Origin of the sequence: uncultured Tissierella sp. (assembly GCF_902479755.1) — a bacterium.
In the GTDB taxonomy this organism is placed as follows: domain Bacteria; phylum Bacillota; class Clostridia; order Tissierellales; family Tissierellaceae; genus Tissierella; species Tissierella carlieri.
Window position 1 is genome coordinate 98,894 of sequence record NZ_CABSQO010000005.1, and the last position, 14,277, is coordinate 113,170.

General features: G+C 29.5%; 15 protein-coding genes. All 15 read right to left on the bottom strand.

The annotated features are described in order from the left end of the window. Positions 1–5: 5 nt before the first annotated feature. The 15 genes from RDK80_RS04415 to smc all read right to left on the bottom strand — a co-directional run bounded on the left by RDK80_RS04415 (position 6) and on the right by smc (position 14,248). Positions 6–1,535 (bottom strand): YifB family Mg chelatase-like AAA ATPase, encoded by a 1,530-nt coding sequence (locus RDK80_RS04415; RefSeq protein WP_308523591.1) that lies wholly within the window; start codon positions 1,533–1,535, stop codon positions 6–8. Positions 1,536–1,634: 99 nt separating this feature from the next. Further along, positions 1,635–1,988 (bottom strand): YraN family protein, encoded by a 354-nt coding sequence (locus RDK80_RS04420; protein ID WP_094900069.1) that lies wholly within the window; start codon positions 1,986–1,988, stop codon positions 1,635–1,637. Then, positions 1,978–2,277 carry an EscU/YscU/HrcU family type III secretion system export apparatus switch protein gene (locus tag RDK80_RS04425; RefSeq protein ID WP_308523592.1) on the bottom strand — a complete coding sequence of 100 codons (300 nt, stop codon included), beginning with the start codon at positions 2,275–2,277 and terminating at the stop codon, positions 1,978–1,980. The genes RDK80_RS04420 and RDK80_RS04425 overlap by 11 nt, the downstream gene beginning before the upstream one ends. 4 nt (positions 2,278–2,281) lie before the next feature. After that, on the bottom strand, positions 2,282–3,745 hold the full coding sequence (locus RDK80_RS04430) for a hypothetical protein (RefSeq protein ID WP_308523593.1): 1,464 nt from the start codon (positions 3,743–3,745) through the stop codon (positions 2,282–2,284). Positions 3,746–3,764: 19 nt separating this feature from the next. Further along, positions 3,765–4,373: a ribonuclease HII gene (locus RDK80_RS04435; protein WP_308523594.1), complete on the bottom strand. Its 609-nt coding sequence runs from the start codon at positions 4,371–4,373 to the stop codon at positions 3,765–3,767. Positions 4,374–4,384: 11 nt separating this feature from the next. Next, positions 4,385–5,233 (bottom strand): ribosome biogenesis GTPase YlqF, encoded by an 849-nt coding sequence (gene ylqF, locus RDK80_RS04440; protein WP_094900064.1) that lies wholly within the window; start codon positions 5,231–5,233, stop codon positions 4,385–4,387. Between the two features lie 45 nt (positions 5,234–5,278). Next, positions 5,279–5,626 (bottom strand): 50S ribosomal protein L19, encoded by a 348-nt coding sequence (gene rplS, locus RDK80_RS04445; RefSeq protein ID WP_094900063.1) that lies wholly within the window; start codon positions 5,624–5,626, stop codon positions 5,279–5,281. Between the two features lie 108 nt (positions 5,627–5,734). Further along, positions 5,735–6,466 carry a tRNA (guanosine(37)-N1)-methyltransferase TrmD gene (gene trmD / locus RDK80_RS04450; RefSeq protein ID WP_094900062.1) on the bottom strand — a complete coding sequence of 244 codons (732 nt, stop codon included), beginning with the start codon at positions 6,464–6,466 and terminating at the stop codon, positions 5,735–5,737. Next, on the bottom strand, positions 6,463–6,966 hold the full coding sequence (rimM, locus tag RDK80_RS04455; RefSeq protein ID WP_094900061.1) for a ribosome maturation factor RimM: 504 nt from the start codon (positions 6,964–6,966) through the stop codon (positions 6,463–6,465). The genes trmD and rimM overlap by 4 nt, the downstream gene beginning before the upstream one ends. Before the next feature lie 47 nt (positions 6,967–7,013). Next, positions 7,014–7,244, bottom strand: coding sequence for a KH domain-containing protein (locus RDK80_RS04460; protein ID WP_094900060.1), 231 nt, complete (start codon positions 7,242–7,244; stop codon positions 7,014–7,016). A 33-nt stretch (positions 7,245–7,277) separates the two neighbouring features. Then, the gene (gene rpsP, locus RDK80_RS04465; RefSeq protein ID WP_094900059.1) at positions 7,278–7,535 is read right to left on the bottom strand and encodes a 30S ribosomal protein S16; all 258 of its coding nucleotides are present in this window, start codon (positions 7,533–7,535) and stop codon (positions 7,278–7,280) included. Between the two features lie 33 nt (positions 7,536–7,568). Then, the gene (gene ffh, locus RDK80_RS04470; protein ID WP_308523611.1) at positions 7,569–8,909 is read right to left on the bottom strand and encodes a signal recognition particle protein; all 1,341 of its coding nucleotides are present in this window, start codon (positions 8,907–8,909) and stop codon (positions 7,569–7,571) included. Beyond that, a complete protein-coding gene (gene ylxM, locus RDK80_RS04475) occupies positions 8,909–9,292 on the bottom strand; it encodes a YlxM family DNA-binding protein (RefSeq protein ID WP_094900058.1) in 384 nt (127 codons plus the stop codon). The genes ffh and ylxM overlap by 1 nt, the downstream gene beginning before the upstream one ends. Before the next feature lie 83 nt (positions 9,293–9,375). Further along, positions 9,376–10,659: a signal recognition particle-docking protein FtsY gene (gene ftsY, locus RDK80_RS04480; RefSeq protein WP_094900057.1), complete on the bottom strand. Its 1,284-nt coding sequence runs from the start codon at positions 10,657–10,659 to the stop codon at positions 9,376–9,378. A gap of 10 nt (positions 10,660–10,669) precedes the next feature. Beyond that, positions 10,670–14,248: a chromosome segregation protein SMC gene (gene smc / locus RDK80_RS04485; RefSeq protein WP_308523595.1), complete on the bottom strand. Its 3,579-nt coding sequence runs from the start codon at positions 14,246–14,248 to the stop codon at positions 10,670–10,672. Positions 14,249–14,277 lie beyond the last annotated feature (29 nt).

Consider the following 14,277-nt stretch of genomic DNA (forward strand, 5'->3'; position numbering starts at 1 on the left):
TCCTTCTACCCCCAATATTTATCATCTAAAGTTCTATATCTAATAGCTTCCAAAATATGTTTATCTTGAATAACTTCTTCCCCATCTAAATCTGCAATAGTTCTAGATACCTTCAGCAATTTATTATAAGTTCTACCGCTAAATTTATATTTTTTGAAAGCTTGATTCATTATATTCTCAGAGCTATTAGTAAGCTTACAATACTTTTTTATATCTTTGTTGGGTATTTGCGAATTATTAAATATTTTCTGGTTTCTATATCGATTAATTTGAATATCTCTTGCCTTTCTTACTCTTTCTCTAATAATTAAAGATGACTCTTCTTCCCTATCTCCTTTCAAATCATTATATTCTACAGGCGATACCTCAATATGAATATCAATTCTATCAAGTAATGGATTACTAATTTTACCTAGATATCTATCAATACTAGCTTGAGAACATGTACATTCATGTAGGGGATCTCCGAAATAACCACAAGGACAAGGATTCATACTTGCCACTAACATAAACTTAGCAGGATATGACAAGCTTGCATTTGCTCTTGAAATAGTAACGATTCCATCCTCTAATGGTTGACGTAGCACTTCTAATACATTTTTCGAAAATTCGGGGAGCTCATCTAAGAATAAAACACCATTATTTGCCAATGAAACTTCTCCAGGTTTTGGAATTCTGCCACCACCAATTAAAGATATAGCAGAAGCAGTGTGATGAGGAGCCCTAAATGGGCGCTCTTTAATTAAAGAATTAGATTGTAATAGTCCTGAAACACTATAGATTTTGGTCACTTCTATTGCTTCTTCAAATGATAGTTTAGGTAATATTGTGGGCAGTCGTCTTGCAGCCATAGTCTTCCCGGCACCAGGAGGTCCTATAATAATCAAATTATGAGAACCTGCGGCAGCTACCTCCAAGGCTCTCTTAAGACCAATTTGCCCTTTTATATCTGCAAAGTCTAAAAGATACTCACTATTCTCAGTATTAAACTCATTTAATTCTCTAATATATGGATCTATGTGTAAATCATTATTCAGAAAATCAACCGCATTATTTAGGCTTCTTACGGGTATTATTTCCATGTCCTCTATAACACTACATTCTTCTTTATTATCATAAGGAACTATGCATCTTGAAACATTTAATTCTCTCATTGAAATAATCATTGGTAATGCCCCTTGAACTGGATTTATCTTTCCTTCTAAGGACAGTTCTCCTATAAAAATTGTATTATCCATGTTTTTTTCTATTATAACACCAGAAGATTTCAAAATACCTATAGCAATTGCTAAATCTATTTGAGAGCCTTCTTTTTTCAGGTTAGCTGGAGCTAAATTAATAGTGATTCTGCTAAGAGGAAATTCATATCCACTATTCTTGATTGCCGCTCTCACTCTTTCCTTAGATTCTTTTATAGATGTATCAGGTAATCCTACTATATTAAATACTGGCAAACCTCTAGATAAATCGGCTTCAACCTCAACGATACTACCATTGAGTCCTTGAAGTACACAAGTATTAATTTTTGAATACATAATAAACCCCTTTTCCCCATTTAATTTATCCCTTTATTCCATCAATAGTTTACTTTATTACCTAGGCAATAGTGAAAATTTTCAATTTTCCAATCATTATCAACAAAAAGCATTTTCTATATGATTTATTTTTATATTCGGTGTCAAATATACTTCTATTATGTCATATCTTATCTGATACGACATTAATCTTTTTTGATTTAGATATAGATAAGAGCAATAAATAATCTTCTCTTGTTTCCTTCTATTAACTGCTTCATAAGCATATCCAAAATTTGTACTTGTCCTTGATTTAACCTCGATAAAAACCAATGTATTTTTATCTAAAGCAATTATATCTATTTCTCCAACTTTATTTCTATAATTTAAATCTAAAATATTATATCCTTTTAAAATAAGGTGCTCTTTAGCAATCAATTCGCCCTTTTTTCCCTTTTTTATATTATTTCCCATAATTTTTTCCTCTTTGTGTATCTAAATTATAGATATAAAAGATTATCTCTGCAACAGCGTCATATAACTCTTCAGGTATTTCTTCATCTATTTCCAATCCAATAAGGCTTTCTACTAAGTTTTCATCTTTATAAATAGTTATATCTTCCTCTAATCCCTTTTCAATTATTTTATTTGCAACAAATCCTTCACCTTTAGCGATGACTTTTGGTGCTACATCATTAGTTTCATAAGATAATGCAACTGCCTTACTTGTTGTTTTTTTAACTAAATCTTTTCCTTTATCCATGGGATTACACCTTCAAATCTAAAATATAAATTGGATTTGGATTAGAAACCATGGTATCAATTATTTGAATATCATTATCTAATACAAAATCAATCTTGTCTAGACTATAACCTATTAATGAAATTTTTTCAACTAATTGTTTTTCTGTTGATTTAAATAATTCTAAATCTTCACTTTTTATATTCATTCTTATAGATAAGGAATTAGATATAAGCTGGCAAGAAACCTTGATATTTCCTAGATTATGTGTTTCTACATTTATATAAATATTCGTTCTTTCATTATAGTTTTTTCGTTTTTTACTCTCTTTTATAAAAGTTAATATACCATCAAGTTGTTTTTGTCTATTGCTAATAGGCAAAAATATAAAAGATAGGTCTCTATTCATGTCTCTAAAAAAATCTATTTTGTTATTTAAGCTTTTAAGATCTTCCTTCAATTTCAAATCTGTTATATTATCTAAATTGCGAATATTCTTTTGTAGATCAATAAGCTTTTCATCTCTATTTGAAATTATATATCTTTTATTAATGTTTTCATTATCATCAGACAATATTTTATTTAATTCATTAAATTCAGGTTTATTTATCATTTTATCTATTAGTTTTAATTCATTTATAAACTCTATAGGATTTTTATTGAACTCTTGAAAGTTTTTTATGTTATTAAGTGAGGGCTTAATATTGTTCTTTAAAAAGAAACTAATTATTTTAATATATTCATCTTCTCTATCTATATCTACTTGGTTTCCTAGAAATTCTTTTACCAGCTGAGTTACATCCTCACTTCCCTCATAATCATCTTTAGGAATAACTAACAAAGATTTTATATCTACTTTTTCTGATGGAACATACTTCTCTAAAGCATTATCTCCAGTTAATGATGCTTTCTTTGTTTCTAAATCTATAGTAAAATTTTCTTTATGGACTTCTATTTTATCCAATTCCATTTTTCCTAATATAGAATCTTTCTCTACAGTAGGGGAATTAACTTGAATAACCTTTTCTCCATCTTCTAAATTAGATAATTGAAATAACTTTTCTAAGATTTTTATCCCATCTGTTAAATTTTGCTCAGTTATAGGTGCATTATATTTCATTAGATTTTCTACAATTCCAATTGATAATTTAGTTTCTTTTATATTAATACTCTTAAGCAAATGGGATATAGGATTGTTTTCTTTATAATCCTTAGATAATTGTACTTCTGGAAGTTTGTCTTTGATTAAAGGCTTTAGGATAATCTCATTATTATCCACTGATTCTACTAGAAAGGATATTTCATCATTTACAGCGATCTTTACATTGGAATCTAATTTAGCTTGAATAGTTCCATGCCCCTTGATATCAATAAGTATTAGATTATCTATTAATTCTAACACCTTCCCCTTAAAAGAATATCCTTCTTTGAATATTCCTTCCCTATTGTCTAATATAAATTTATTTAATAAAAGATTCTCAATTCTCAATACAATCACCCTTTATAATCTACTTTAATATATTTTTTAAAAATGTTATTCTATGTATAGGTGATGGACCTAACTCTTTAATAAGTTCTCTATGTTCTTTAGTTCCATAGCCTTTATGTTTTTTCAAATTATATCCTTGAAATTCCTTATCCCATTCTATGCATAATCTATCTCTAAACACTTTAGCAACGATGGATGCACAAGCTATACCATGAGATCTATCATCCCCCTTTATAATAGATTCTTGTGGTATCTTCAGATCAATCTTTTCTGCATCAATAAGTAAAAAATCTGGATAATTTTTATTTCCATCTCTATCCTGCAAATTTTCTACTGCTATCTTCATAGCTAAGAGAGTAGCTTTTTTTATATTAATTTTATCTATTATATTGGAATTTACTCTGCCTATACCACATGCAATTGAATTAGATAAAATTTCATCATATAAAACTTCACGTTTTTTTTCGGAAAGCTTTTTAGAATCCTTTACCCCATTAATTATTAAATCTTTAGGCATTATTACTGCACAGGCAACCACATCTCCAGCTAAGCATCCTCTACCTACTTCATCTATGCAAGCAACATTATCAAATCCTAATTGCCAAATATTGTTTTCAATCTCTAACACGGTAACATCTCCTATTCTTTAGGGAATTCAAGTGTTATATTCCCAATTACACCTTTTCTGAATTCATCTAGAACAATATTACTAACCTTTGTATAATCTATTTCTCCACCTTTAATGATACATCCTCTTCGTCTGCCGATTTCTTCCATTATTTCTAAATATGATTTACCCTCTATTTCAATATTATAACGATTATTTAAAAGATTTGGAAAATAATTGGCAAGTCTTTCCACTAATCTAAGAGCTAAGGTTTCTATATCTAATATTTCATCCTTTATTGCGCCCGTAAAGGCAAGATTTAAACCTACATCTGGATCTTCAAACTTTGGCCATAATATACCTGGTGTATCTAATAATTCTAAATTTCCCTTAGTTTTAATCCATTGATTAGATTTTGTGACACCTGGCTTATTCCCAGTTTTTGCTCCTTTTCTGCCGGAAAGGGAATTGATTAAAGTTGATTTTCCTACATTTGGTATTCCTAAAATCATAGCTCTTGTGGGTCTACTTATTACACCACGCTTCTCATAGGCTTTTCTTTTTTCATCTGTAAGACTATAAGAAATTTCTAGCAATCTATCTATGCCTTTCCCACTTAATGCATCTAGACAGACTGAAGAGATGTTTTTTTTCAAAAAATATTCTTGCCATATCTTATTTCCATGGGAGTTAGCTAAATCTGATTTATTCAATATAATTACTCTAGGCTTTTCTCCAACTATTGAATCTATAACAGGATTCTGACTACTTGCGGGTATTCTAGCATCAATTAATTCAAAAACAATATCTACCATTGTAAGAGATTTTTGTATGGATTCTCTTGTTTTCTTCATATGCCCTGGATACCAGTTAATATTCATGATTTCACCACCTAAATAAAATTGGGACTATATAGTCCCAATAAATTAGTAAATTCTTTTTTCCTTAACCTTAGCAGCTTTACCTTGTCTATCTCTTAGATAGTAAAGTTTAGCTCTTCTTACTTTACCCCTTCTAGTAACAACTAATTTCTCAATTCTTGGAGAGTGTATAGGGAAAGTTCTTTCTACACCTACACCATAAGATAATCTTCTTACTGTAAATGTCTTTCTTGCTCCGCCACCTTGAATTTTAATTACTGTACCTTCATATACTTGGATTCTCTCACGAGTTCCTTCAACAACTTTGTAATGAACTTGAACAGTATCTCCTACATTAAAACTTGGTAAATCATTTCTTAATTGTTCATCTTCTAACATTTTAATTATATCCACTGTATAGACCTCCCTTCTCCTTAGATGTTCTTACCCCAATGGTAGAGGACCATCCGTAATTCCATACGCTAGGTATTATAGCATATGCGTGATTTAATTACAACTAATTTATAGTTCTAAATCTTTTTTTATTTTTGATAGAATAACTACTTCTTCCTTTGATAAAGTTTTCTTTTCAAGTAAATCAGGTCTTTTTAACAAAGTAGCTTTTAAAGCCTCCTCTTTTCTCCATGTCTCTATCTTTTGATGATTACCAGATAGTAGTACATCAGGCACAAAATGTCCTTTAAACTCTCTAGGTCTAGTATATTGAGGATATTCTAATAACCCATTATAATGAGATTCATCTATAAAAGATTCATCTGAACGAAGTACACCTGGTAATAGTCTTACAACAGCATCAATGATTAACATTGCAGGGATTTCTCCGCCTGTCAATACAAAATCACCAATTGATATTTCTTCATCTACATAATGTTCAATAACCCTATTATCTATACCCTCATAATGTCCACATAGTAGAATTAAATGCTCTTCTTTCGACAATTCATTTGCTAGTTCTTGATTAAATTTCTTACCTTGAGGTGATAGATAAATTACCCTAGAGTTTTTATTTTTTACACTACTAATAGCATCAAAAATTGGCTCTGGCTTCATGACCATACCTGAGCCTCCTCCAAAAGGATAATCATCTACCTTTCTATGCTTATTTTGGGAAAAATCTCTAATATTTATACTATTTATTGCAATTTTATTATCCTCATAAGCTCTGCCTATTATACTCCAACTTATTAGTGGAGAAAAAAACTCTGGAAACAGTGTTAGAATGTCTATCTTCATTCTATCATTCCTTCAATAGGATCAATAACTATTTTCTTGTCAACTGGATTAACATCAACTACAAATTGTTTCACAGCAGGGATAAGATATTCTTTATCTTTTTCAATATCTTTAATTACGTAGATATCATTACTAGCCCCTTGTAAAACATCTACTATGGTGCCAATCAAATTAGATTTTGTATCGAAAACTTGAGAGGCTAATAAATCATAAATAAAAAAATGGTTCTCAGGCAAAATAATTTTTCCCTCTTCATCAACATAGATAAAACTATCCTTGAATGGAATTATTTCATTAATATCATTGAATTCTTTAAATTTTAATATAGCTAAATTTTTATGATATTTAACTTTCTCTAATTCTACTTTGATTTTTTTATCACCAATATATGCAGTTTTCAAATAATCAAACCTATCAAGGTTATCAGTCATTGGATAAACTTTTACTTCTCCTTTAATTCCATGGGTACTAATTATCTTTCCAATTATTGTATAATCCATTTTTTCACCTATCTTTATTATTTAAAGGGATTAGGTCCTCTAATCCCTTACTGAATAATTTCAACAACAACTCTTTTGTTATCTTTAATAGCAGCTGCTTTAACCACAGTTCTAATGGCCTTTGCAATTCTACCTTGCTTACCTATTACTTTACCCATATCTTCAGGGTGGACTTTAAGTTCAATAATGATAGATTGACTTCCTTCTATCTCATTGACTACCACTTCATCTGGATTCTCCACAAGAGATTTTGCAATAAATTCTACTAATTCTCCCATTTCTAGCACCTCCTAGATACTATCCCTAAGTAATTATTCAGTTTCCTTCTCATATAGACCATTTTCCTTAAATAGTCTATCTACAGTATCAGTTGGTTTTGCTCCATTTTTCATCCAGTTAATTGCTTTTTCATTATCTATTTTAACTGTCTTAGGCTCAGTTAATGGATTATAATAGCCAATTTCTTCAATAAATCTTCCATCTCTTGAAGCACGAGAATCAGCAACAACTATTCTATAGAAAGGACTTTTTTTAGCTCCCATTCTTCTTAATCTAATTTTAACAGCCACTATTTTCACCTCCTTATAAATTTAACTATCTATTTAGAAAAAGGGGAATCCAAATTTCCCTTTTTTCTTCATGGTTTTTTCCATATCTGTAAATCTTTTCATCATTTTTTTTGTTTCTTTGAATTGTTTTAGTATCTTATTTACATCTTGGACGGTAGTACCACTACCTTGGGCAATTCTCTTTCTTCTACTACTGTCTATTATGTCAGGATTATCTTTTTCCTTCTTAGTCATAGACTGAATTATAGCTTTGATTCTATTAATATCTTTTTCATTTACATCTAAACCTTTTAAAGCCTTAGAATTCATTCCTGGAATCATACCTAATAATTGGTCAATAGGTCCTAAATTCTTCATCTGATCTAGCTGGTCTAAAAAATCGTCGAAAGAAAATTGCTGGTTTCTAATTTTTTGCTCCAACTCCATTGCCTTCTTAGCATCTATATTGGCCTGTGCTTTCTCAATAAGACTAAGTACATCACCCATTCCAAGTATTCTTGATGCCATTCTATCTGGATGAAATGGTTCTAATTGATCAAATTTTTCTCCCATAGCCGCAAACTTTATAGGTTTTTCTGTTACAGCTCTTATGGATAATGCAGCACCACCTCTGGCGTCACCATCCAGCTTAGTAAGTATAACTCCTGTAATACCTAATCTCTGATTGAAAGAATCAGCAACATTAACTGCATCTTGACCAGTCATAGCATCTAGTACTAAAAGTACTTCATTTGGCTTTACCGCTTCATGAATGTTTTTTATCTCAATCATTAATTCTTCATCAATATGAAGTCTTCCTGCAGTATCTATAATAATGACATCATTACCATGTTTTTTTCCATGTTCTAAGGCGGCTTTAGCTATATCTACAGGATTTATCTTATCTCCCATAGTAAAAACTGGAGCACCTACTTTTTCCCCTACAACTTCAAGCTGTTTAATAGCAGCAGGTCTATAGATATCACAAGCCACTAACAAAGGTCTTTTATTTTGTTTTTTTAAATTAAAAGCTAATTTACCAGTAGTAGTTGTTTTACCAGCACCCTGCAAACCACACATAAGAATTACTGTAGGTGGAGTCGAAGAGAAATTTAGCTTAGCTTCGCTCTTACCCATAAGATTAGTTAATTCTTCATTTACTATTTTAATAACTTGTTGTCCAGGAGTTAAGCTTTCCATTACTTCAGAACCAATAGCTCTTTCCTTGACTGTTTTAATAAAATCCTTTACTACTTTAAAGTTAACATCAGCCTCTAATAAAGCTAATCTTACTTCTCTCATAGCCAAGTCTACATCTTTTTCTGAAAGTTTACCTTTTCCTTTTAATTTTCCTAAAGCATTTTGAAGCTTTTCTGACAAAGATTCAAATACCATCAATCAACAACCTCCCGACTATTATCTAATATTTTTTTACCGATTTCATTAATAGTCATAGCTTTTTCTTGAATTTCATCATTATCCTCTGCCTTCGCAATTTTTATTATTTCTTCCGAAATATTTATTATGTTTTTAATCTCTTCATGGCTGCTATAAAATTTCCTTACCAATCCCAAATTTTCTTCATGCTGATATAGCTTTTGCTCTGCCCTCCTTAAAAGATCAAATACACCCTGCCTAGTAACACTAAGTTCATCTCCGATTTCAGCTAAGGATAAATCGTGAATATAATATAATTCCACTACTAAATATTGTTTTTCACTAAGTAGTTTCCCGTAAAAATCAAATAAAGTACCTATCTCTACAAGTTTCTCAACCATTATATCACCAACTAAATAATACTGTCAAGTGTTTTACTTGACAGTATTATTCTAGTATATAATTTCTCTTTTGTCAATGATTATTAGTGAAATATTGCTTCTACAAAATCTTCCACAATAAAAGGCTGTAAATCTTCGATTCCTTCTCCCACACCTACTAGTTTAACAGGTATTTTTAGCTCTGCTTGTAAAGCTATGATAACGCCACCTTTTGCTGTTCCATCTAGTTTAGTAAGTGCAACACCCGTGATATTTGCTACTTCTTTAAATACCTTTGCTTGGTTTATAGCATTTTGTCCAGTTGTAGCATCTAATACTAGCAACACTTCTTTAGTAGCATCCCCATATTCTCTTTCTGCAACTCTAAATATCTTATTTAATTCATTCATAAGATTAGATTTATTATGAAGTCTACCAGCTGTATCACAAATTAATATATCAGTTTTTCTTGCTTTAGCAGCTTGGATACCATCATAAATAACTGCTGCTGGGTCTGCACCTTCACTATGAGCTATAACTTCGACCCCAGCTCTATTACCCCATTCTTCTAATTGCTCAATAGCGGCGGCTCTAAAAGTATCTCCTGCAGCTATTAAAACCCTTTTACCTTGTTTTTTATAATTATTAGAAAGCTTTCCAATTGTAGTAGTTTTACCAACACCATTTACGCCTACAACCAAAATTAATGCAGGTGAAGGCTCTATGTTTAACTCATTATCAGAAACTGACTCTAACATAAGTTTTCTAATTTCATCTTTGAGAAGTTCTTTTACTTCTTCTGGCTCAGTTACCTTTTCTTCCTTAACTCTAGTCCTTAACCTATCTATAAGTTCCATAGTGGTGTTTACACCTACGTCAGCAGTAACTAATACTTCTTCTAGATCATCAAAAAGCTCTTCATCTATTTTCTTATAGGACTTTAAAATTCCGTCAATCTTATTGGAGATATCATCTCTGGTCTTAGTTAGTCCATTCATGAGTTTTTCAAAAAATCCAATTTTCTTTTTAGTATTTTTTTCTTCTTCAGCCTCTTCAGGTAGAGATTGCTGGAAATTTTCAATTTCCTCTTCCGCATCTATAGGTAACTCTTCTAAATTTTCTTCTATAATCTCTTCATCTTCAAATTCATGTTCTTCAAACTCTAAAGATTCTTCCACTAACTCTGTTTGAAAATCCTCTATAGTTTCTTCCACAGATTCTTCCATATCTTCTATAATTTCTTCTTGTTCTTCTAACTGATCTATTTCTTCTTCAATCAACTCCTCAATTTTTTCCTCAAGGAATTCTTCTTCATTTGTTTCAATAATTTTTTCATCTTCATTTAATTCTTCATTTTTTTTACTAAGTTTCTTAAACCACTTAAACATTTTATTCCCCCTAACTTGCTATTTCATCTACATTATCTTTTAGTTTAACCGATATTAGTTTGGATATTCCTTCCTCTTCCATAGCTACACCATATAATATATCTGCTATCTCCATAGTTGTTTTTCTATGAGTAATAAGAACAAACTGAGTATCATCGCAAAAAGTTTTTAAATAGTTAGTATATCTGCTAATATTAGCTTCGTCAAGAGCAGCATCTATTTCATCTAGAATACAGAAGGGAGAAGGTTTCAATTTTAATATTGCAAATAAAAGTGCTACTGCAGTTAAAGATTTCTCTCCACCAGATAATAAAGTCAAACTTTGAAGTTTCTTTCCTGGAGGTTGTATTTTAATTTCAATTCCAGAATTTAAAATATCTTCATTATTTTCTATAATTAACTCTGCTTGTCCTCCATTAAATAAAATCTTGAATATTTCTTGAAAGTTAGTATTTATTTCATTAAAATTTATAAGGAATTGATTTTTCATTTTATTTTCTATATCCTTAATTACTTCTTTTAGATTTTCTTTTGCATTAATTAAGTCTTTTTGTTGATTTAAAATAAAATCCAGTCTTTCTTTCAAATTTTTATATTCCTCTATGGAACTTAAATTAACTGTACCTAGTTCTTTTATTTCTACCTTTAATCTTCTTGCCTCCACTATTGCCTCTTGAGTGTTTTTTATTTCACCTTCATAGACCAATGCTTCTTCATAACTTAATTCATAATCATCGGCTAATTTTTTATGATAATTTTCAAGTTGTACAGAAATTCTAGCTAATTTGACTTCATTAGAATTAATATTTTTTTCAGTATCCACAATTAATTTATTAATTTCTTTTAGCCTATCCTGTTCAGAGTAAAAACCTTCCATAAACTTATTTTTGTCAGATATCAAACCTTCTAACTCCTTCTTTGTATCTCCTTCTATAATATTTAATTCTTTTATCTTTTCATCTAAAGTAGCTCTATTCTCTATTATTTCTTCAATATTATCTTTATTAGATATTATTAGTTCATCTTTTTCTTTGATTGAATTATTAATGTTTTCAAATTCTGATTCATTTTTAGCTAGTTTTTCCTGTAAATTATTTATTTTACTATGGATTAAATTAAGATTAATTTTCATATCTGTAACAACTTTCACTTTATCTTCCCTAACTAACTTCTCCTCATTATAATGATTTGTTAAATCTTTAATTTTTTCTTTCTGATTTATACTGTCTTCATCTAACTGAGCTAATAAAGCAAGTAATTCTTTCTTTTTATTTTCATAGTTATTTATTTCAACATCTAGACTATCTATTTCTTTCTTAGACTTGTTTATAATTTCTTCTAGTCTAGTTGCTTCATTCATATACTTTTCTTTTTGATTCTTTACATCAATTATTGAGTACTCCGTATCTTTAATAGATTCCTCTAATTTAATTTTCTTTTCTCTAATATCCTTTTGTTTATCTAAAAATATATTTCTTTCTTCTTCTAAGCTTTCTTGAATTTTATTTAATTCATTAATATCCTCAATTAGTTTTTGTATCCTGCCTTTTCTGCTAATTATGCTTATTCCACCTGTGTTATGACTTCCTCCAGTCATAGAGCCACCTGGATTTAGAACTTCTCCTTCCAAAGTGACGATTCTATAGGAGTGGTTAGATTTATTTGCAAACTTAATTCCATAGTCTATATTTTCAATTACTATAGTCCTTCCAAGTAAAAATTTAAATATATTTTCATATTTTCTATCAAATTTAATTAGTTCAAATCCTAAACCATGAATCATAAAATTATTTCTATCTTGAGGATTTATATCTAAAGTATTACCTTTAATTATATTAAGTGGTAGAAATGTTACTCTTCCAAGTTTATTATGTTTTAAGTACTCTATTATATTTTTTGCATCCTCTTCTGTTTTAGTAACTATATTCTGTGCATTAGATCCTAATGCAATATCTATAGCTCTTTCAAATTTTTCATCTACATTTATAAGCTCTGCTACTACCCCCATAAGTCCTTCTTTTAATCTTATTTCCTTTTTGGCAGCCTTTAGTAAAGATTTAACACCTTTATAATATCCTTCATAATCTTCTTCCATATTTTTAAGTAACTTAAAGCTAGAAGTTTTAGACTGGATCTCCATATTATTAGTATTTATCTTTTTATTAATAATATCTAAATCATTGCTATTATCTAGTTCTAATTTCTTTATATTCTCTAGTTCATCTCTTAAAGTACATAATTGTTTTTTTAATTCATCTTCCTTATTAACCAAATCATCATACTTTTCTATATTTATCTTCTTTTCAATATACATACTATTTATCTCTTTACTTAATTGAGATATTCTCTTCTCGATATTTTCATTAAAAGAAATAATACTATTTAATTCCGATTTTTTATCTGATGAATTATTATATATTTTAATTATATTATTTTTTTCAAGTTCAATCTCTCTCTCTTTCTCTTGCAGGACCTCAAAACTTTTTTCTAGTTCCAATGTTTTTTTATTATATTCTTCTAGAAGCTTATTATATTCTTCTTGAGTTATGTCTTTTTCTCTTGCTAAGTCAACATTCACCTTTTGGATATCTTTTAATCTACAATTTAAATTGTGCTTTTCTTCTTTTAATCTTTCTAAATCCTTATTAAAAAATTTATCCTTTTCTTCAATTATAGCAAGTTGATTTTGATTTTTATCTAACTCATTTATAATTCCCAAACTTTTATTTCTGCATATTTCAATTTTTGATTCTAAATCTTCAATAGTTTCTTTAAGTAAATTGAATTTATCCTCAATCTTTTGTCTCTCATCTGTTTTTCCAGCAAGCTGTTCTTCTAAATTAAGATTTTCTTTGTTTATTTCCTCTATCTGTGTATTAATTTTTTTTATATCTTTTATAAATAAATTAATCTCTAATTTTTTTAATCGATTATATAATTCAGTAAAGCAATTGGCTTTATGGGACTGTACCTCTAATGTCTCTAATTGACTAGATAACTCAAATACTAAATCCTTTATCCTTATTATATTTCCTTCTGTTTTCTCTAGTTTTCTTTCAGCTTCTTCTTTCTTTGATTTATATTTTACTATTCCTGCTGCTTCTTCAAAAATACTTCTTCTATCTTCAGGTCTATTGCTAAGTATTTCCTCTATTCTGCCTTGTCCAATAATTGAATATCCATCTTTTCCTACTCCTGTATCCATAAATAATTCTCGGACATCTTTTAGTCTACAGGAATTTTTATTTATATAATATTCCGATTCTCCTGATCTAAACATCCTTCGTGTAACTGCTACTTCAGTATAATCTATAGGTATTTCTCCATCCTTATTATCAAATGTAATAGTAACTTCTGAATATCCTAATGCTTTTCTCTTGCTTGTACCAGCAAAGATTATATCTTCCATTTTACTACCCCTAAGATTTTTTACACTTTGCTCACCTAGAACCCATCTTATGGCATCAGATATATTACTCTTACCGCTACCGTTTGGCCCTACTATAGCTGTAATTCCATTTTTAATTTGTATTTCTGTCTTATCAGCAAAGGACTTAAATCCTTGTATCTCTACCTTTTTTAGTCGCAAGCAAAACACCTCTTCTTATAATTAAAGGT